The organism is Morganella sp. EGD-HP17, assembly GCF_000512315.2.
Classification (GTDB): domain Bacteria; phylum Pseudomonadota; class Gammaproteobacteria; order Enterobacterales; family Enterobacteriaceae; genus Morganella; species Morganella morganii.
Genome location: NZ_AZRH01000002.1, coordinates 318,633 through 337,450, shown reverse-complemented (window position 1 = coordinate 337,450; position 18,818 = coordinate 318,633). Strand labels below are relative to the sequence as shown.

Below are 18,818 nucleotides of genomic sequence, written 5' to 3'. Positions count from 1 at the left end.
ACTCAGCTCCAGAGTTTCTCTAATTCATACATACGGCGGCTTTCATCCTGCATCACATGCACGATAGCTTCACCGAGATCGACAACAATCCAGTCGGAAATGCCCTGACCTTCCACGCCGAGCGGCATCATACCGGCCTGACGGCAGTCAGTGACAAGGTTATCGGCCACAGACGCCAGATGGCGGCTGGATGTGCCGGTACAGATAATCATGTGGTCGGTAATGCTGGATTTACCGCGTACATCAATAGTAATAATGTCCTGTGCTTTGGAGTCTTCGAGTTTATCAATAATAAACTCAAGTAATTCTGTGCCTTGCAAAAGGTTCACCTTATATTCCGGATAAATAGATAACAGAACACATCCCCGTCAGTCGTACCGCCGTGGCAGTTCCGGCGCGGGGTTGCTGTGTGCCGGGGGATAATCGCTATTTTACGTTACAGAGGGCAATTTTGCGAGGCTCACCCTGCGTTGCCGCCGGCACCGCAAGAATAACAGCGAACAGGGGGAATACAAAGCAGTAAAGATTAAAGAAATATCAGGAAATGTGCGGACAGGGAAAACAGAAACAGTGCGATTTGTACTATAGTCACTCCGTAACAGATAAAAAGGCGGAAAATATGACATATCAGCGACAACCGGAAAGTAGCGATGAGGATGCACTGTGGCGGCAGAGGGCGCGGCAGGAACTGATTCAGGCACTGAATCCGCCGCTCAGTGCGGGCGGGCTGATCCGTCTGCACAGTTGTTACAAATATGCGCTGATGGCATATTCACCACAGTTATATAAAAGCAGCGGACGGCTGTTGTCACAGGCAGGAAAACTTTCCCCGGCGGAACTGGCGGAAACGGCGGCGGTCTGGCAGCAGGCGCTGCTTACCGCATTTTCACAGCCTGCGACCCGCGCCAATATGACCAATGCACTGATGCATATGCAGGGCTATTTCAAACGTTTACTGAGCCCGGCAGAAAAGCAGCAGATGAGTGCGGCGATTGAAACTTACCGAACCGGCACCGGCTCTGCGGAGGCGGTGAAACATCTGTTGCTCACCACTGCCCGCCACTATCAGACAGATTATCTGTGTGATCAGGCAATACTGCAGCCGGTAACAGCGGCTCAGTCACACTCCGGGCGCAGCAGTGTGTAGCGGTCGCCCATATTCTCATAACCCCAGTCACACATCAGCAGCAGAATCGGGATCAGGGAACGGCCTTTGTCTGTAATAGTATATTCCACGCGGGGCGGCACTTCGGCAAAGACCGTCCGGGTCAGCAGGCCGTCCGCTTCCATCTCGCGTAATTGATTGGTTAATGTTTTTTGTGAAATATTGACAATATAAGCCCGTATTTCCCCGAAACGCTGAACGGTTTTTTCAGATAATAAATTTAATATTAACGGTTTATATTTCCCTCCGATAACAGACAGCGTAACTTCTATTTCACTGACCACTACAATTTTCTTTATTTTATCGTCCATTAGTTACCTGCAGGTTACTTTGTGAAATAAATCTGCCTTCTTGATATATGTAAAGCAAGGCATAAAATCATGCAACTTTATTTATCTTCTCAGGATAAATGCAATGAAAAAATTAGTGGTTATTACCGGCGCCAGTTCCGGTATCGGTGAATCTGTGGCAAAACGGATGAGTCAGGCCGGACATCCGGTCTTATTACTGGCCCGCCGCAGTCAGATTACCGAAGGGTTTCATCTGCCGGACAGCCTGTGCCGCAGCGTGGATGTGACGGATCTTGCGGCAATGAAAGCCGCCATAGCGGAAGCAGAAAGCCTGTATGGCAAAACAGATTTATTAATTAACTGTGCGGGTGTTATGCTGCTGGATAATCCGTATGATCAGGATTATGCAGAGTGGCAGCAAATGGTGGATGTGAATATTAATGGTGTTCTGACCGGGATTAATATTGTATTGCGCGATATGGTTTCACGTCAGGAAGGAACCATTATTAATATCAGTTCAATTGCCGGACGAAAAACATTCCCGAGCCATTCCGTCTATTGCGGAACCAAATTTGCCGTTCATGCGATAACGGAAAATATCCGTGAAGAAGTGGCACCGTCAAATGTCCGTTTAATTACCATTGCGCCAGGTGTGGTGGAAACGCCGTTATTAAGTCATACCACCAATGAGGAAATTAAGCAGAATTACCAGACCTGGAAAAAAGAGATTCAGTCAGGTCTGGATCCGGAAAAAATCGCGGATTGTATTCAGTTTGCTTATCAGCAACCGCAGGATGTGTGCATCCGTGAGATTGTAATTGCCAAAACCCGGCAGGCTGGGTGAGTCAGCGGTACAGTCCCTGTGCCAGAATGTAGTCCTGAACGGCGGGGGCCAGCTGATCGCTGCAGTCCTCGCCGTTTTTCAGCCGTTCGCGGATATTGGTGGCGGAAATCGGAAACAGAGGGGTATCAGCCAGGAAAATATAACCGCACGGCCGTTTGTGCAGGCTTTCCGGCGTGGTGACCAGATGCTGCACAAACCAGTCAGCCAGCTGTTCGGACGGAAAATCGAGTGAATACCCCGGCCGTTTGCAGACCAGGATATGGCACAGGGTCAGGATTTTGTCCCATTCATGCCAGGTATCAATCGTGAGCAGAGAATCCTGACCGATGATAAAAGCCAGCGGCCGCCGTGAACCAATCTCAGCCCGGTACTGACGCAGTGTTTCCACCGTATAGGAGAGGGCATCGCGGCGCAGTTCGCGGTCGTCTACCAGAAACAGCGGGTCTCCGCTGACGGCCAGTTGCGCCATCATCAGCCGCTGTTTTGCATCCGCTTTCGGCTGCGGACGGTGCGGCGGGACATTGTTCGGCAGTAAAATCACCTGTTCCAGACCGGCTTCCGATGCCATGGCTTTCACGGTATTGATATGCGCCTGGTGGATCGGGTCAAATGTGCCGCCGTACAGCGCCAGAATCCGGTTATCCGCGTTGTTCGTCATAGAGGATCTGTCCTGTCTGTGCTTTACCGCTCAGGAGCAGTGTCAGTGTCAGTAAGTCATCACTTACGGATTGTCCGTAATCCTGCTTGAGGCGGATTTCAATACGGGTGATCAGGGATATCGCCACCTGCAGGGTATGCGCATCAAGGCGATCCAGGGCTTCGGTTATCATACCGCGGCGGTTCTGCCAGATACGGTGCTTGTCAAACAGTGTGCGCAGCGGCTGGTTTCGGCTTTCGCGCTGTAATGTCAGTAACTGCATCACTTCCCGCTGGACGGTGCGCAGCAGTATCACCGGCTCGTTATCTTCCGCCAGCAGCTGAGTCAGGATATGACAGGCACGTTTGCTTTTTCCGGCCAGCAGGGCATCCACCCAGTGATACGGGGTAAAGTGTGCCGCATCATTCACTGCTGCTTCCACACGGGGCAGTGTGAGTTTGCCGTCGGGATAGATCAGCGCCAGCCGGGAGAGAGCCTGTGACAGCGCCAGCAGATTGCCTTCGTAGCAATAGCAGAGCAGGCGGACAGCCTGTTCATCCGGTTGCAGTTGTAACAGTGCTGCCCGCGCGGTGACCCACTGCGGCAGTCGGTTCAGTTCCGGGGTCATGCAGGCGATATAGACGCCATCCTGTGCCAGCGCTTTAAACCAGGCGCTGTTTTCCTGGGCTTTGGTCAGTTTATGGCCGCGCAGTATCAGCAGCAGATCCGGATGTAACTGCCCGGCCAGCCGGAGAAGCTGTTCGCCCATTGCGGCATTGGGGCCGTTTTCCGGCAGATACAGGGTGAGTGTCTGCCGTCCGGCAAACAGACTGAGTGACCGGCAGACAGAAAAAATCGCATCCCAGTCAGTATGTTGTTCAAGAGAAAAGGTGAAGTGCTCGTCAAATCCCTGTTCCTGCGCCGCATGGCGGATAGCATCCCGGGATTCCTGGAGCAGTAACGGTTCGTTCCCCCAGAGGAGGTAACGTTCACGCAGCCCCGAACGGAGCTGCGTGATGAGTTGCTCAGGTGAAACTTTTATCATGCCTTCGGTGCGACAATCTCAGCCGCTTCAGCATTTTCAGCCTGTTTCTGTTGTTCGGACGGCTGGATAATCAGCAGTTTACGAACCAGACGGGCGGCTGCCTGCTCACGCATTTCCTGGCGGATCATATCTTTTTCCGCATCTTTTGCGAGTGCTTCCAGCGGGTTATCGAAGAATGAACGGTCAACGCGGACATTGATCGGATAAACCGACCCGTTCGGCATAATGACCTGGGCATTCAGGTAATAAACCAGCTCTTTCTCAGCGGCTTTACCGTCCTGGAAAATCGATACTGTCTCTTCCGAACCTTCGGAAGAACTGGTGATCTTCAGAACCGGGATGGTGGCATCACCACCTTCAATAATCTGAACGTTATTCAGCAGCAGTTGCTGGCGGATAGCACGGGTTTGTTCGCCATACGGATCACCGGTGCTGATTTGCAGTTTCTGCAGTTCAGGCGGGATTTGCGTGGTGCCGCGCAGATGGAAGCCGCAGCCTGCGGTGACCAGCACCGCAAGCCCGAGCAACAGCGTGATAATGCGATGTCGCACGATATCTCCTTAAATTAACCCACGACCAGGTTCAGTAATTTACCCGGCACATAAATGACTTTGCGAACACTCACACCTTCGAGGTATTTCGCCACATTAGCTTCCTGCGAGGCCAGCGCTATGACCGCATCCTGCTCCGCATCGGCGGCAACGGTGATACGGCCGCGGACTTTACCGTTGATCTGGATAACAATCAGTTTGGTATCGTCAATCATCGCTTCTTCGCTGGCGACCGGCCACTGTGCATCATCCACATCCGTTTCATGACCCAGCGCTTTCCACAGGGTGAAACCGGCGTGCGGGATAATCGGCGACAGCATACGGATAACCGCATCCAGCGCTTCCTGCATCAGTGCGCGATCCTGCTCTGTTTCCTGAGGTGCGCGCTGCAGTTCATTGAGCAGTTCCATAATCGCCGCGATGGCGGTGTTGAACTGCTTACGGCGGCCGGCGTCATCGCTGACTTTGGCAATGGTTTTGTGCAGTGAGCGGCGCAGATCTTTCTGTTCCGGTGTCAGGCTGCTGATATCCAGCGGCGCGGTTTTGCCTTTCTGAACATGCTCATACACCAGACGCCATACACGGCGGATAAAGCGGTTCGCGCCTTCCACGCCGGATTCCTGCCACTCCAGGGTCAGTTCCGGTGGTGCCGCAAACATCATAAACAGACGAACGGTATCCGCGCCGTATTTTTCCACCATAATCTGCGGATCAACGCCGTTGTTCTTCGATTTTGACATTTTGCTCATGCCGGTGTGAACCAGCTCGCGGCCTTCTTTATCTGTTGCCTTGATGATACGGTTTTTATCATCACGCTCAAGAATGGCATCTTCCGGAGACACCCATACGCGGTGGCCGTCAGTGTCGGTGTAATAGAAGGAATCAGCCAGTACCATGCCCTGACACAGCAGGTTTTTCGCCGGTTCATTTGAGTTCACCAGACCGGCATCACGCATCAGTTTGTGGAAGAAGCGGAAATACATCAGGTGCATAATCGCGTGTTCGATACCGCCGATATACTGATCGACCGGCAGCCAGTAGTTAGCCGCAGCCGGATCCAGCATGCCTTTGTCATAGTCCGGGCAGCAGTAACGGGCGTAATACCAGGAGGATTCCATAAAGGTATCGAAAGTATCGGTTTCACGCAGTGCAGGCTGACCGTTGATGGTGGTTTTTGCCCACTCCGGATCGGCTTTAATCGGGCTGGTGATGCCGTCCATGACCACATCTTCCGGCAGAATAACCGGTAACTGATCTTCCGGAACCGGAACCACGGTGCCGTCTTCCAGGGTTGCCATCGGGATTGGTGCGCCCCAGTAACGCTGACGGGAAACTCCCCAGTCACGCAGGCGGTAGTTGACTTTGCGCTCGCCGACGCCGAGTGCCACCAGTTTGTCCGCAATTGCGTTAAAACCGGCGGTGTAATCCAGACCATCGAACTCACCGGAGTTGAACAGGGTGTTTTTGCCGGTCATTGCTGCTTCACTGATGTCCGGTGCATTGCCGTCTTCGCCCAGGATGACCGGCTTGATTGGTAAACCGTATTTGGTGGCGAATTCCCAGTCGCGCTGATCGTGCGCCGGAACGGCCATAACGGCGCCGGTACCGTATTCCATCAGGACAAAGTTGGCGACCCAGACCGCGACTTTTTCACCGGTCAGCGGGTGAATGGCAAACATACCGGTTGCCATGCCTTTTTTCTCCATCGTGGCCATTTCAGCTTCGGCCACTTTGGTATTACGGCACTCATCGATAAAGGTTTTCAGTTCAGGATTGTTCTGTGCAGCCTGCTGTGCCAGCGGATGACCCGCCGCCACCGCCAGATAAGTGACACCCATAAAGGTATCCGGACGGGTGGTGTAGACACTCAGTTTTTCGGTGCTGTCCGCGACATCAAAGGTGATTTCCACACCTTCGGAACGGCCGATCCAGTTGCGCTGCATGGTTTTGACCTGCTCCGGCCAGTCTTCCAGCGTATCCAGATCATTGAGGAGTTCTTCGGCATAAGCGGTGATTTTGATAAACCACTGCGGGATCTCTTTGCGCTCAACCGGGGTATCACAACGCCAGCAGCAGCCGTCGATAACCTGCTCGTTGGCAAGCACCGTCAGGTCATGCGGACACCAGTTCACGGCGGAAGTCTTCTTATACGCCAGACCTTTTTCATACAGCTTGGTGAAGAACCACTGTTCCCAGCGGTAATATTCCGGCGTACAGGTGGTGACTTCGCGATCCCAGTCGTAGGCGAAACCCAGCTTTTTCAGCTGCTGTTTCATGTATTCGATATTGGCATAGGTCCACGGTGCCGGTGCAGTGTTATTTTTTACCGCAGCACCTTCCGCAGGCAGACCGAACGCATCCCAGCCGATTGGCTGTAAGACGTTTTTACCCAGCATGCGCTGGTAACGTGACATCACATCACCCAGGGTGTAGTTACGCACGTGACCCATGTGTAGTCGTCCTGAAGGGTATGGCAGCATAGACAGGCAGTAGTATTTCTCTTTACTGTTATCTTCAGTCACTTTAAATGTTTGTTTTTCCTGCCAGTGACTCTGGACTTGTTGCTCTATGTCTTCGGGACGATATTGTTCTTGCATGGCACCGGTATTCCTGTGGTGATGAACTGCCGGACACGGACTGACGACCAGACCGGGCGGACAGCATGAAAATATTGGGTTTCGTTAATTTCTGACGCGTTAGCATAGCCGATATGCCCCTGAGGGAACAACAGTTAAGGGCGTAAAGGGATGAAAAAAGCGGGGGAATGATAAAGTGAAGAAGAAAGGCCGGTCTGTGACCGGCCGGTCAGAACATCAGTGCAGAATCTTGGCAAGAAAATCTTTGGCGCGCTCGGATTTCGGGTTGGCAAAGAAATCGTCTTTTCTGCTGTCTTCGACGATTTTGCCTTCATCCATAAAAATCACGCGGTCCGCCACTTTACGGGCAAAGCCCATTTCATGGGTGACCACCATCATTGTCATACCTTCGTGTGCCAGTTCAACCATCACATCCAGTACTTCGTTGATCATTTCCGGGTCGAGGGCGGATGTCGGCTCATCAAACAGCATGGCGACAGGATCCATACACAGGGCGCGGGCGATAGCCACACGCTGCTGCTGCCCGCCGGACAACTGGGACGGGAATTTATCCGCATGGGCAGACAGCCCGACACGCTCCAGCAGTTTCAGTCCTTTTTCTTTTGCTGCCGCTTTATCGCGCCCCAGCACTTTTACCTGTGCCAGGGTCAGGTTTTCCACAATGGAGAGGTGCGGGAACAGCTCAAAGTGCTGGAAGACCATGCCGACTTTGGAACGCAGTTTCGCCAGGTTGGTGCGTTTGTCATTCACCTGAATATCATTGACGAAAATCTCGCCCTGCTGCACCGGCTCAAGGCCGTTGACGGTTTTTATCAGCGTGGATTTACCGGAGCCGGACGGGCCGCACACCACAACCACTTCCCCTTTTTTGACTTCGGTCGAGCAGTCGGTTAAGACACGGAACTGACCGTACCATTTGGAGATATTTTTCAGGGAGATCATGACACAGTCCTTCTCTTGAGATAATTAACCAGCATTGACGCACCAAAGCTGATAACAAAATAAACCGCACCCGCAAACAGCACCATTTCGATTTGTGTTCCGTCACGCTCGCCGATATTGCTGGCGGTGCGGAAGAAATCGGTCAGGCTGAGCACATACACCAGCGAGGTATCCTGGAACAGGACGATTCCCTGGGTCAGCAGCAGCGGGATCATCGCGCGGAATGCCTGCGGCAGAACCACCAGGCGCATGGTCTGCATTTTGGTCATACCGAGGGCGAGTGAGGCGGATGTTTGTCCCCGTGACACACTCTGAATCCCGGCGCGGATAATTTCAGCATAATACGCAGCTTCAAACAGGGAAAACGCTACCATAGCTGAGATCAGACGGATATCTGTTTTTGGTGATATGCCAAGAACATTTTGGACTAAGTTAGGCACAATCAGATAGAACCATAACAGCACCATTACCAGCGGAACGGAGCGGAAGGCGTTCACATAGAGAGCAGCCAGCCAGCTTACAATCTTTATGGATGACAGGCGCATCATAGCCAGTATCGTGCCCCACAGGATGCCGATAACAATCGCTGTAACTGTGATTTTCGCCGTAATAACCAGCCCCTGTAACAGGAACGGCATACCCGGCATCACCGAACTCCAGTCAAATTCGTACATCAGTGGCCTCCTGTCCCGGGCAGACGCACCCGTTTTTCCAGTAAATGCATGGCCAGCATAATAATAACGTTGATGCCGACATAGGCGAGGGTGATTGCGGTAAAGGACTCATAGGCTCTGGCGGAATAATCCAGTAACTTCCCGGCCTGCGCGGCCATATCGACCAGCCCGATAGTGGAGGCGATGGCGGAGTTTTTCACCAGATTGAGCATTTCCGATGTCATCGGCGGAATAATCACGCGGTAGGCATTCGGCAGCAGCACATAGCGGTAAGTCTGCGGCAGTGTCAGCCCCATTGCCAGCCCGGCGGCTTTCTGGCCGCGCGGCAGTGACTGAATGGCGGCACGTACCTGTTCGGTCATACGGGCGGCGGTAAACAGCCCCAGACAGAGGGTGGAGGAAATAAAGAACTGGATATTCGGGTCGAGATCCATTTTAAACCAGTCGCGCAGGGACGACGGAAGGAACTCCGGGATCACCAGATACCAGGTGAAGAACTGGACGATCAGCGGCACATTACGGAAAATTTCCACATAAATGGTGCCGAGCGAGGAGAGAAACTTATTCGGTACCGTACGGAGAATACCGAACAGGGATCCCACCAGAAAGGCGATAATCCAGGCACAGATTGACAGCAGCACAGTGACCTTCAGGCCGGACAGGATCCAGCCGAGGTAAGTGGTGTTGCCGAAGGGGGCGGGCTGAAAAAAGATGCCCCAGTCCCAGTTAGCTGACATAGCGCGGCTCCCGGTAAAAGAACGAACTCCTTGTATAAGACGGATAACCAGTGGTTACCGGACAGACAGTGTGTTTGCATGCAACGGACTGTGGTTTATCGTCCGCGCCCGCGTCAGTTGTGAACGCGGGCGCGGCGGTCTTAGTTATATCCTCAGTCCGGACGGCGCAGCCGGTCAGGCTGTCAGCCGCCGTGGTGGTTATTCAAAGGCCTTGTCATTCGGCGCTTTGAACAGCCCTTTCATTTCATCGGATAATTCAAAGTTCAGGTTGAGGTTCTTAGGCGGAATCGGCTGTTTGAACCAGCGGGTGTAGGATTTCTCAGCCTCACCGGAGGTTTGTGCATCAGAAACCGTTTTATCGATCAGGGCTTTGAACTGCGGATCATCTTTGCGCAGCATACAGCCGTAAGCTTCTTCGGACTGCGGTGTGCCGACAATCACCCAGTTATCCGGTTTTTTCGCTTTGGCGCGCTCACCGGCCAGCAGGGCATCATCCATCATAAAGGCGACAGCACGACCGGATTCCAGGGTGCGGAAGGCATCCCCGTGATCTTTGGCGCTGATAATGCGCATCTTCATCTGCTTCTCATCATTGAGTTTGTTGAGCAGCATTTCAGACGTGGTACCGGATGTGACCACCACGTTTTTCCCGGCGAGATCGGCAAAGTCTTTGATACCGGAATCTTTACCGGTCAGCAGACGGGTACCGACCACAAAAATAGTATTGGAGAAGGCGGCCTGCTGCTGGCGGGCCAGGTTGTTGGTGGTGGAGCCGCACTCAAAATCGAATGTGCCGTTCTGTAACAGCGGGATACGGTTCTGAGAGGTCACCGGAATTAGTTTGACCTGTAAATCCGGCTTATTCAGGGTCTTTTTCACTGCATCAACAATATGGTTGGAGTAATCCTGGGAATAGCCGACCACCTTTTGCTGGTTATCATAATAAGAGAAAGGAACAGAGGATTCGCGGTGACCGACAACAATCACGCCGCTGTCATTGATTTTTTTCAGTGTACCGGTCAGCTCTTCAGCAGAAACCGCCGCACTGGCAAGCGCGGCTCCGGTGACCAGTACAGACAAAACTAACTTGCGCATAAACAACTCCTTTTCGGGAAACGGTATAAGGACGTGTATTGCTCTTGTGTTTGTATTGTTAAAAATAGAACATAATTGTTAATTAATGGAAGTTAATTTGTTTTAAATCGGGAGATCCCTCTCACTCTGTCAGATAAAGATGTGCAAGTTACACACAGAACGTACACTCACATTAAATTATGATATTTTTAGTTGATTTGGTTTTATGTGCTGATATCGGGGTGATTATTAACCTATTAATGGTTGTTTTTACTGTCAGGCGGGATGCTGTTATGGCCGGGAAGTGCTATTGTGTCATAATCCGCTGTTGTAACAATTCTGCTGTGCGGCGGTAACATCACATTGCGGTTAAATGTGTAAAGTTATGGTTATCCGGTTGTCTGAAATCGCAGGCTGTGTAAGATAGGCGGTAACTATCGGGGAGCGGGCTATGCTGAAGCAACGCAGGCAGGGTTATCTGCTGCTGTTTTTCACATTATTCTTTATCCTGTTGTGTCTGACACAACGGATGTCTGGTGCGCCGCGCATCAGTCTGAGCCCGTCTGCGGATTTCACTACCCCGGTGCTGCTGAGTGATACCGAAACCGGCAGCGCCAATCCCGGCGGCACCTGTGATATCAGCGCCAAGTCGCTGAGTACCGTGCCGCAGTTCCCGGCAGAACCTCTCTTTTTTGAACTTCTTTTCTTCGTCATGACCGCGGTGATTGTTCCTGTCCGTTACCGTTCGCGCTCGTGGCGTCAGCATATCCCGCCGATGCGGCTGCGCAGGCATCTCCATTTCTGTGTAATGAGGGATTAGCAACCGGCAATCTGTGTATTGTCGGGTTTTTTGCTTAATTCGGAGATGAAAAAAATTATGCGTTCTGTATTAACAGCGTTTGTGCTGTTTTTGTTCACGCTGACCACTGTGCATGCGGCTGATACCGGCTGGACCGAAATGCCGCACAATGATCACGCCCGTGTCAGAGTCACATCAGATCAGTGGAAAGACGGAAAACTGCGTCTGCTGCTGGCGGTTGAATTACAACCCGGCTGGAAAACCTACTGGCAGTCACCGGGAGAGGGAGGCGTTGCTCCTGAACTGACATGGCAGGAGGCCTCTGCCGGAACACAGTGGTTCTGGCCCGCACCTCAGCGTTTTGATGTCGCAGGGCTCTCCACCCAGGGCTACGGCGGCAGTGTGGTGTTCCCGCTGGAAGTCACGGCGGCTCAGGCGCTGCCGGTGCTCAGCGGGACACTGACCTTATCCACATGCAGTAATGTCTGTATCCTGACCGATTATCCGGTCTCACTGGATACCTCAGAACCCGCGCCGGACGATTTTGACCGTCAGTATGCGATGGCCATGCAGCAGGTGCCGCAGACCGGCGGTGATATTACTATCGGCGGCAGCCGGGTGAACGGCGGGACGCTGACGATGGCACTGCACCGCCCGGGCGGCTGGCAGGATCCGCAGCTGTTTTTTAATGCGGATAAAGAAACCATTTTTGCCGCACCGTTATTTACGATTTCCGGGGATAATCTCACTGCCACCGTTAAAGTAACGGATGACTGGGGGGAAATGCCGTCAGATCTGAACGGAAAACCGCTGTCGGTCGTTGTGACAGACGGCCCGGCAGCGCAGGCGCTCACCACGGTGATCGGCAGCGGACCGGATATTGCGGCCGCATCCGGCAGTGATACCTCCTTTATTATGTTGCTGCTGTTTGCATTGCTGGGCGGGCTGATCCTCAACGTTATGCCGTGTGTTCTGCCGGTGCTGGCGATGAAACTCGGCTCTGTGCTGTATGTGGAAAACCGCGAACAGCGGATGATCCGCACCCAGTTCCTGGTCTCCTCCTCCGGTATTATGGTCTCCTTCTGGATCCTCGCGGCGCTGGTGTCGCTGTTACGTCTGACACAAAGTGCGGTCGGCTGGGGAATTCAGTTCCAGAACCCGTGGTTCCTCGGCTTTATGGTGGTGGTAACTTTACTGTTCAGTGCCAATCTGTTCGGTGTTTTTTCTATCCGCCTGAGCAGTAATGCAACCACAAAACTGGCGACAGCGGGCGGCAAAGGGATGCGCGGCCACTTTATGGAAGGTATGTTTGCCACGCTGCTGGCGACCCCCTGTACCGCGCCGTTCCTCGGTACCGCCGTTGCGTTTGCGCTGGTGGCTCCGTATTCACAGCTGTGGATGATTTTTACCGCGCTGGGGCTGGGGATGAGCCTGCCGTGGCTGCTGATCGCCGCGTTTCCGGGAATTGCCCGGGCGCTGCCGAAACCGGGCCGCTGGATGAACGGCCTGCGTCTGGTGCTGGGTGGCATGATGTTTATTACGGCACTGTGGCTGATCAGTCTGCTGATCCCGCACACCGGGCCGGAAACCGCTGCCGTGATGGTGGGAGTTGTGCTGCTGGTACTTGCGCTGCTGGCTTTCCGCCGTACCGGTATTAAGCGGGGATCTGCGGCACTGGTGGCACTGCTGGTGGCAGGAGGTGTCTGGGCCGGTATCAATATGACGGATGACCGGCAGCAGAGCCTGGTCAGTGATCAGGTGGACTGGCAGCCGCTGACGGAAGAGGCGGTGAACACCGCGCTTTCTCAGGGGAAACGGGTTTTTGTGGATGTGACCGCCGAATGGTGCGTGACCTGCAAAGCAAACAAATACAATGTATTATTACGCGATGATGTTCAGGACGCACTCCGTGAACCGGATGTTGTCGCACTGCGCGGGGACTGGACCAAACCGTCACCGGATATTAATGCGTTTTTACAAAAGCGCGGGCATCTGGCTGTGCCGTTTAATCAGATTTACGGCCCCGCTTTACCTGATGGTGAAATCTTGTCACCATTGCTGGATAAAGAAACACTCTTACATCTGTTAAATCAGTCACAAGGAATTGAACCATGAAAAAAACACTCGCGGCTTTAATGATTGCTCCGCTTATCTTTACAGCCACAGCTCATGCGGCCGCTTTTACCGCTGACCAGGAAGCGCAGGTGCGTGAATTGGTTCGTGACACGCTGGTCAAAAACCCGGAAATTCTGGAAGAAGCGATTATGGCGCTTCAGCAGAAACAGACCGAAAAACAGACCGCACAGATGAAAGATGCCGTTAAAGCCAATGCTGACGCGCTGTTTAATGATAAATACACGCCGCGTATCGGTTCAAAATCACCGAAACTGACCATCGTGTCTTTCACCGATTACAACTGCCCGTACTGCAAGCGTTTTGATCCGCAGCTGGAAGCGATGGTGAAAAAATACCCTGACGTGGCAGTTGTCTTCAAACTGCTGCCGTTCAAAGGGGAAAGTTCCCTGAATGCCAGCCGTGCCGCACTTTCTGTATGGGAAAGCAAGCCGGAAGCATTTGCACCGCTGCATAACCGACTGATGCAGAAGAAAACCGCACTGACTCAGGATGACATCAACAGCGCACTGAAAACCGCCAAAGCCGGTGATGTGAAAGTCACTGATAACAGTATGAATACCATGCGTATGAATATGATGCTGGCAGAGCAGTTAGGTGTTCAGGGAACCCCTGCAACGCTGATTGGTGATGTGATGCTGCCGGGTGCCGTGGATGAAGCACAGCTGGATGCCATCATTAAGGAACAGCTGGCTAAGGTTAAATAATGCGGTTACTGCGCAGATGGGGAAAGGAATTTCTCCTGCTGCTGGTGATTTTATTTATTGCGTCACAGGCGATGGACTACTGGCGCAAACCGCAGGCACCGGATTTAAACACGGTGCCTTCGCTGACACTGACAGATGGCACACCGGTGTCCATTGCGCAGATGAGTGCGGAAAAACCGCTGTTGGTCTACTTCTGGGCATCCTGGTGCGGGATCTGCAAACTGACCTCGCCGTCAGTCAGCGAACTGTCTGAGTCTGGCTACAATGTGGTGACGGTTGCTATCCGCTCCGGTGAAGATGACCGGCTGGCGAAAGGGATGGCAGCGAAAGGTTACTATTTTCCGGTGATTAATGATCCGGATGGCCGTATCTCTCAGCTCTGGGGTGTGAATGTCACGCCGACTTTTGTGATTTATCACAAAGGGGAGATAGTCAGTTACACCAGCGGCTGGACCAGTCAGTTGGGGATGATGGCACGGTTGTGGCTGGCGAAGTAATCAGTCTGAAATGAAAAATCCCGCGGTGAGCAATCACGGCGGGATTTTTTTATCTGCGGAAACTTTTCGTATCAGCGAAAATGCAGACCGCGTTCTGTGCTCTTTCTGCGTTTTATCAGTGCCAGACCCAGGAAGACAACGGTGGCACCCCAGACCGGCCAGGTGCCCATACGGTAATACGGTGTGAAGCCGGACGCTGAGGTTACAGTGGCACTCAGGGTGGCCTGTGTGAACTGCGGCAACTGAGCGGTGACAGAGCCGTCCGGCGCAATAATAGCGGTAATACCGTTATTGGTGGCACGCAGCAGCGGACGACCCAGCTCCAGCGCACGCATCCGTGCCATCTGGAAATGCTGCCACGGGCCGATGGAGCGGCCGAACCAGGCATCATTGGAGGCAGTCAGCAGCACGCCGGTTTTATCGGTCATATTGCGGCGCACCTGCTCCCCGAGGATCACTTCATAGCAAATCTCGGCGGTGAGTGTCATTTTTCCGGCGGTCAGCGGCGGCTGGATGTAACCCCCGCGGCTGAAAGCAGACATCGGCAGATTAAAGAACGGCGCCAGCGGACGCAGTAAATCTTCCAGCGGCACAAACTCCCCGAACGGCACTAAGTGATGTTTGTAATAGCGGTTTTTATCCCGGCTGTCGTATTCACTCTTATTACCCAGCACAATCAGGGTGTTGTAAACATCATATTCTTTGCCGTCCGCTTTCGGAACTGCATCCACCACACCGGTGATCAGCTGTGCGCCGCTGAGTGTCAGCAGGCCGTTGAGCTGATCCAGAAACGCAGACTGACTGGCGGCAAAATCCGGAATAGCGGATTCCGGCCAGATAATCAGGGTATCAGGCCGGAAGTACGGGCGGCTCTCTTTGAGATAGATACCCAGCGTTTTATCCAGCATACCCTGTTCCCATTTCAGGGACTGGGCGATATTTCCCTGAACCAGCGCGACCTGAGTCGGGTCGTTGTTCATCTGATACCACTGGTAGTTGCGGGCGAGCCACGGCGCGAACAGCAGTACCAGCGCCGGGATCAGCGGACGGATACGGCGCTGTGAGAGTGAAAGAGCAATCAGCCCGCTTATCACTATCAGCAGGAAGGTGATGGCATTCACACCCAGGATTGGCGCCAGTGCACGCATCGGGCCGTCAATCTGGGTATAGCCGAATTCCAGCCACGGGAAGCCGGTCAGCACCCAGCCGCGTAAAAATTCAGTGAGCTGCCAGAGTGCCGGGGCGGCAATCACCAGACGCCAGACTGTGGCGTGCGGGAAGCATTTGGCCAGCAGGCCGGCAAACAGCATCGGATAGAGCGCCAGATAGGCAGCCAGCAGGACAACAAGGAACAGGTTGGCAATTTCCGGCATACCACCGAAATCCGCGATACTGACATACACCCAGTTTACGCCGCTGCCGAATAAACCCAGCCCCCAGGCGAAACCGATAGCACAGGCCTGTTTACCTGTCCGGTTGAGAGTCAGCAGCAGCAGGGCGGCCAGTGCGGGCAGTGAGAAATACCAGAGATCAAAAGGCGAAAAGGCCAGCGTTCCGCCGGCCCCGAAAATCAGTGCCAGCAGCAGACGCGGCCACTGGCGTAAACCATGAGGTGATTTTATCATGTCAGATTATCTTCATCTAAAGACGGGATTGGAGCATCGTCCGGAATCTTAACATGTAACTGGATAATTTTACGACTGTCTGCCATCGCAACTTTGAACTGGTAGTTGTCAATCTCAATGGTTTCACCACGGGTCGGCAGATGGCCGAAGGCCTGCATCACCAGCCCGCCGACGGTATCGACCTCTTCATCACTGAAGCGGGTGCCGAATGCGTCGTTAAAATCTTCTATCTGGGTGAGGGCGCGGACAGAATAGGAGTGCAGACTGAGCTGGCGGATATCCACGTCATCCTCATCATCATATTCATCCTCAATTTCGCCGACAATTAACTCCAGAATATCCTCGATAGTGACAAGTCCGGAGACTCCGCCGAATTCATCGATCACAATCGCCATATGATAGCGCTGGGAGCGGAACTCCTTAAGCAGACGGTCAACACGCTTACTTTCCGGCACAACAACCGCCTGGCGCAGCACTTTATCAATACTGAACTCTTCGGAATCACTGCGCATAAACGGCAGCAAATCTTTTGCCATCAGCAGGCCTTCAATGTGATCTTTGTCTTCACTGATCACCGGAAAGCGGGAGTGGGCAGAATCAATAATGACATCCAGGCACTCGTCGAGTGTCTGATTGCGCTTGAGAGTCACAATTTGTGAACGCGGGATCATGATATCGCGGACACGCTGATCAGAAATATCCATTACCCCTTCGAGCATGTCGCGGGTGTCAGGATCGATCAGTGCATTTTGTTCGGAATCACGGATGACCTCAACGAGGTCTTCACGGCTTTTGGGCTCGCCGTGGAACAGTTGCTGGCGCAGCAGAGAAAAGAAACCCTTTTTCTGGTTCGGTGTATCACTACCCGATGGATGGTCGTCGCTCATGGCGGTTTTTTTACATTCCCCGATTTAATGAAAGATGCCGTATTATGTAGCATAAAAACGGCATCGCTGACTACGCTTTTTCTGTGATATACGGATCAGAATAGCCTAATTTTTTTAAGATTTCCGTTTCCAGGCCTTCCATCTCTTCTGCTTCATCGTCTTCGATGTGGTCATAACCCAGCAGATGCAGGCAGCCGTGGATGACCATATGCGCCCAGTGTTCTTCTTCGGTTTTTTCCTGTTCGGCGGCTTCGCGCTCCACCACCTGACGGCAGATAATCAAATCCCCCAGCAGCGGCAGTTCAATTTCCGGCGGCACTTCAAACGGGAAGGAGAGCACGTTGGTCGGTTTATCCATGCCGCGGTAAGTCAGGTTCAGCTCGTGGCTTTCCGCTTCATCCACCAGGCGGATGGTAACTTCACTCTCTTCCTGAAACATCGGCAGCACGCCGTCAATCCAGCGCTGAAACTGAGCTTCAGAGGGCAGGTTGTCTGTGTTTTCACAGGCGATTTGTAAATCAAGAACCGGATTACTCATGAGATTGTTCCTGCTGCGCCTGCGCGCGTTCGGCATCACGCTGCTGTTTCAGCATCTGTTTGCGTTTCTGTTCTGCGGCTTCCCACGCTTCATAGGCAATAACCACTTTTGCCACGATAGGATGACGCACCACGTCTTCACTGTGAAAGAAGTTAAAGCTCAGTTCCGGTACATCCGCCAACACTTCAATGGCGTGGCGCAGACCGGATTTATTGCCGTTCGGCAGGTCAATCTGGGTGATATCCCCGGTGATAACCGCTTTGGAGTTAAAGCCGATACGGGTCAGGAACATTTTCATCTGTTCGATGGTGGTGTTCTGGCTTTCATCGAGAATAATAAAGGCATCGTTCAGGGTCCGGCCGCGCATATAGGCCAGCGGCGCGACTTCAATCACGTTGCGCTCAATCAGCTTTTCCACTTTCTCAAAGCCGAGCATTTCAAACAGCGCGTCGTACAGCGGGCGCAGATACGGATCGACTTTCTGACTGAGATCGCCGGGCAGGAAGCCGAGTTTCTCACCGGCCTCAACGGCAGGGCGCGTCAGCAGGATGCGGCGGATTTCCTGACGCTCCAGGGCATCCACAGCTGCAGCAACCGCCAGATAGGTTTTCCCGGTCCCGGCAGGGCCGATACCGAAGGTGATATCGTGGTCGAGAATATGGGCGATATACTGCGCCTGGTTTGGCGTGCGCGGTTTAACCACACCGCGTTTGGTTTTGATATTGACGGATTTGCCGTAGTCCGGCACATGTTCATCACTCTGTTCCAGTACACGGCTCTCTGCCACGGCCAGGTGAACCTGCTCCGGGTCGATATCGCGGATCACACCGCGCACCGGGGCGGTTTCCACATAGAGCTGGCGCAGGATAGCCGCAGCGGCTTTGACGCAGTGCGGTTTGCCGGTCAGCCGGAAGCGGTTGTCGCGGCGGCTGATTTCGGTGCCGAGACGGCGCTCAAGCAGTTTGATGTTATCATCGAAGGGACCGCAGAGGCTTTGCAGACGCTGATTTTCGGCGGGTTCGAGGAAAATTTCCTGTGTTGCTACCTGTGAAGGTGATATATAGGTCTCTGTCACT

At 53.2% G+C, this 18,818-nt stretch carries 20 protein-coding genes; 6 read left to right on the top strand and 14 right to left on the bottom strand.

Annotation, left to right across the window (positions count from 1 at the left end; genetic code table 11):
* Nucleotides 1–2: 2 nt before the first annotated feature.
* A complete protein-coding gene (rsfS, locus tag X965_RS04025; RefSeq protein ID WP_004240847.1) occupies nucleotides 3–329 on the bottom strand; it encodes a ribosome silencing factor in 327 nt (108 codons plus the stop codon).
* 290 nt (nucleotides 330–619) lie between these two features.
* Here rsfS and X965_RS04020 point away from each other — a divergent pair, with 290 nt between their 5' ends.
* A complete protein-coding gene (locus X965_RS04020; RefSeq protein WP_036417166.1) occupies nucleotides 620–1,147 on the top strand; it encodes a YbgA family protein in 528 nt (175 codons plus the stop codon).
* Here the strand turns inward: X965_RS04020 and X965_RS04015 are convergent.
* Nucleotides 1,117–1,476, bottom strand: a complete 360-nt coding sequence (locus tag X965_RS04015) for a helix-turn-helix domain-containing protein (protein ID WP_004240845.1) — start codon at nucleotides 1,474–1,476, stop codon at nucleotides 1,117–1,119. The genes X965_RS04020 and X965_RS04015 overlap by 31 nt on opposite strands.
* Before the next feature lie 103 nt (nucleotides 1,477–1,579).
* Between X965_RS04015 and X965_RS04010 the strand changes: the two genes are divergently transcribed.
* On the top strand, nucleotides 1,580–2,299 hold the full coding sequence (locus X965_RS04010) for an SDR family oxidoreductase (protein ID WP_036417128.1): 720 nt from the start codon (nucleotides 1,580–1,582) through the stop codon (nucleotides 2,297–2,299).
* A gap of 1 nt (nucleotide 2,300) precedes the next feature.
* Here the strand turns inward: X965_RS04010 and nadD are convergent, their stop codons facing one another.
* From nadD to X965_RS03970, 8 genes are all read right to left on the bottom strand, one after another.
* Nucleotides 2,301–2,957 carry a nicotinate-nucleotide adenylyltransferase gene (nadD, locus tag X965_RS04005; RefSeq protein WP_004235597.1) on the bottom strand — a complete coding sequence of 219 codons (657 nt, stop codon included), beginning with the start codon at nucleotides 2,955–2,957 and terminating at the stop codon, nucleotides 2,301–2,303.
* Nucleotides 2,938–3,981, bottom strand: a complete 1,044-nt coding sequence (gene holA, locus X965_RS04000) for a DNA polymerase III subunit delta (protein WP_004235598.1) — start codon at nucleotides 3,979–3,981, stop codon at nucleotides 2,938–2,940. Before holA ends, nadD begins: the two co-directional genes overlap by 20 nt.
* A complete protein-coding gene (gene lptE / locus X965_RS03995) occupies nucleotides 3,978–4,532 on the bottom strand; it encodes an LPS assembly lipoprotein LptE (protein ID WP_015422538.1) in 555 nt (184 codons plus the stop codon). The genes holA and lptE overlap by 4 nt, the downstream gene beginning before the upstream one ends.
* A gap of 14 nt (nucleotides 4,533–4,546) precedes the next feature.
* Nucleotides 4,547–7,129 carry a leucine--tRNA ligase gene (gene leuS, locus X965_RS03990; RefSeq protein ID WP_036417127.1) on the bottom strand — a complete coding sequence of 861 codons (2,583 nt, stop codon included), beginning with the start codon at nucleotides 7,127–7,129 and terminating at the stop codon, nucleotides 4,547–4,549.
* A 216-nt stretch (nucleotides 7,130–7,345) separates the two neighbouring features.
* A complete protein-coding gene (locus X965_RS03985; protein WP_004240836.1) occupies nucleotides 7,346–8,071 on the bottom strand; it encodes an amino acid ABC transporter ATP-binding protein in 726 nt (241 codons plus the stop codon).
* Nucleotides 8,068–8,745 carry a glutamate/aspartate ABC transporter permease GltK gene (gene gltK, locus X965_RS03980; protein WP_004235602.1) on the bottom strand — a complete coding sequence of 226 codons (678 nt, stop codon included), beginning with the start codon at nucleotides 8,743–8,745 and terminating at the stop codon, nucleotides 8,068–8,070. Before gltK ends, X965_RS03985 begins: the two co-directional genes overlap by 4 nt.
* Complete coding sequence (locus X965_RS03975; protein WP_004235603.1) at nucleotides 8,745–9,482, bottom strand: amino acid ABC transporter permease; 738 nt, start codon at nucleotides 9,480–9,482, stop codon at nucleotides 8,745–8,747. Before X965_RS03975 ends, gltK begins: the two co-directional genes overlap by 1 nt.
* 198 nt (nucleotides 9,483–9,680) lie before the next feature.
* Nucleotides 9,681–10,583: a glutamate/aspartate ABC transporter substrate-binding protein gene (locus X965_RS03970; protein WP_032099113.1), complete on the bottom strand. Its 903-nt coding sequence runs from the start codon at nucleotides 10,581–10,583 to the stop codon at nucleotides 9,681–9,683.
* Nucleotides 10,584–11,007: 424 nt separating this feature from the next.
* Here X965_RS03970 and X965_RS03965 point away from each other — a divergent pair, with 424 nt between their 5' ends.
* The 4 genes from X965_RS03965 to X965_RS03950 are packed head-to-tail and all read left to right on the top strand — an operon-like array spanning nucleotide 11,008 to nucleotide 14,692.
* A complete protein-coding gene (locus X965_RS03965; RefSeq protein WP_036417125.1) occupies nucleotides 11,008–11,376 on the top strand; it encodes a hypothetical protein in 369 nt (122 codons plus the stop codon).
* Nucleotides 11,377–11,433: 57 nt separating this feature from the next.
* Entirely contained in the window at nucleotides 11,434–13,470 is a 2,037-nt protein-coding gene (locus X965_RS03960) for a protein-disulfide reductase DsbD (RefSeq protein ID WP_036417164.1), read from the top strand.
* Entirely contained in the window at nucleotides 13,467–14,195 is a 729-nt protein-coding gene (locus X965_RS03955; RefSeq protein ID WP_004235609.1) for a DsbA family protein, read from the top strand. Before X965_RS03960 ends, X965_RS03955 begins: the two co-directional genes overlap by 4 nt.
* Complete coding sequence (locus X965_RS03950) at nucleotides 14,195–14,692, top strand: protein disulfide oxidoreductase (RefSeq protein WP_004235610.1); 498 nt, start codon at nucleotides 14,195–14,197, stop codon at nucleotides 14,690–14,692. The genes X965_RS03955 and X965_RS03950 overlap by 1 nt, the downstream gene beginning before the upstream one ends.
* Before the next feature lie 71 nt (nucleotides 14,693–14,763).
* Here X965_RS03950 and lnt read toward each other — a convergent pair whose 3' ends face one another.
* The 4 genes from lnt to X965_RS03930 form a co-directional block, all read right to left on the bottom strand.
* Entirely contained in the window at nucleotides 14,764–16,317 is a 1,554-nt protein-coding gene (lnt, locus tag X965_RS03945) for an apolipoprotein N-acyltransferase (protein WP_036417123.1), read from the bottom strand.
* Entirely contained in the window at nucleotides 16,314–17,204 is an 891-nt protein-coding gene (gene corC / locus X965_RS03940) for a CNNM family magnesium/cobalt transport protein CorC (RefSeq protein WP_004235612.1), read from the bottom strand. The genes lnt and corC overlap by 4 nt, the downstream gene beginning before the upstream one ends.
* Before the next feature lie 70 nt (nucleotides 17,205–17,274).
* Nucleotides 17,275–17,742, bottom strand: coding sequence for an rRNA maturation RNase YbeY (gene ybeY, locus X965_RS03935; protein ID WP_004235613.1), 468 nt, complete (start codon nucleotides 17,740–17,742; stop codon nucleotides 17,275–17,277).
* Entirely contained in the window at nucleotides 17,735–18,817 is a 1,083-nt protein-coding gene (locus tag X965_RS03930; RefSeq protein WP_004241591.1) for a PhoH family protein, read from the bottom strand. Before X965_RS03930 ends, ybeY begins: the two co-directional genes overlap by 8 nt.
* Nucleotide 18,818 lies beyond the last annotated feature (1 nt).

Bases quoted from the DNA above. Each gene is read 5' to 3' on its own strand.
- X965_RS04020 (WP_036417166.1), top strand. From the start codon at position 620: ATGACATATCAGCGACAACCGGAAAGTAGCGATGAGGATGCACTGTGG.
- X965_RS04015 (WP_004240845.1), bottom strand. From the start codon at position 1,476: ATGGACGATAAAATAAAGAAAATTGTAGTGGTCAGTGAAATAGAAGTT.
- X965_RS04010 (WP_036417128.1), top strand. From the start codon at position 1,580: ATGAAAAAATTAGTGGTTATTACCGGCGCCAGTTCCGGTATCGGTGAA.
- nadD (WP_004235597.1), bottom strand. From the start codon at position 2,957: ATGACGAACAACGCGGATAACCGGATTCTGGCGCTGTACGGCGGCACA.
- holA (WP_004235598.1), bottom strand. From the start codon at position 3,981: ATGATAAAAGTTTCACCTGAGCAACTCATCACGCAGCTCCGTTCGGGG.
- leuS (WP_036417127.1), bottom strand. From the start codon at position 7,129: ATGCAAGAACAATATCGTCCCGAAGACATAGAGCAACAAGTCCAGAGT.
- X965_RS03985 (WP_004240836.1), bottom strand. From the start codon at position 8,071: ATGATCTCCCTGAAAAATATCTCCAAATGGTACGGTCAGTTCCGTGTC.
- gltK (WP_004235602.1), bottom strand. From the start codon at position 8,745: ATGTACGAATTTGACTGGAGTTCGGTGATGCCGGGTATGCCGTTCCTG.
- X965_RS03975 (WP_004235603.1), bottom strand. From the start codon at position 9,482: ATGTCAGCTAACTGGGACTGGGGCATCTTTTTTCAGCCCGCCCCCTTC.
- X965_RS03965 (WP_036417125.1), top strand. From the start codon at position 11,008: ATGCTGAAGCAACGCAGGCAGGGTTATCTGCTGCTGTTTTTCACATTA.
- X965_RS03960 (WP_036417164.1), top strand. From the start codon at position 11,434: ATGCGTTCTGTATTAACAGCGTTTGTGCTGTTTTTGTTCACGCTGACC.
- X965_RS03955 (WP_004235609.1), top strand. From the start codon at position 13,467: ATGAAAAAAACACTCGCGGCTTTAATGATTGCTCCGCTTATCTTTACA.
- X965_RS03950 (WP_004235610.1), top strand. From the start codon at position 14,195: ATGCGGTTACTGCGCAGATGGGGAAAGGAATTTCTCCTGCTGCTGGTG.
- lnt (WP_036417123.1), bottom strand. From the start codon at position 16,317: ATGATAAAATCACCTCATGGTTTACGCCAGTGGCCGCGTCTGCTGCTG.
- corC (WP_004235612.1), bottom strand. From the start codon at position 17,204: ATGAGCGACGACCATCCATCGGGTAGTGATACACCGAACCAGAAAAAG.
- ybeY (WP_004235613.1), bottom strand. From the start codon at position 17,742: ATGAGTAATCCGGTTCTTGATTTACAAATCGCCTGTGAAAACACAGAC.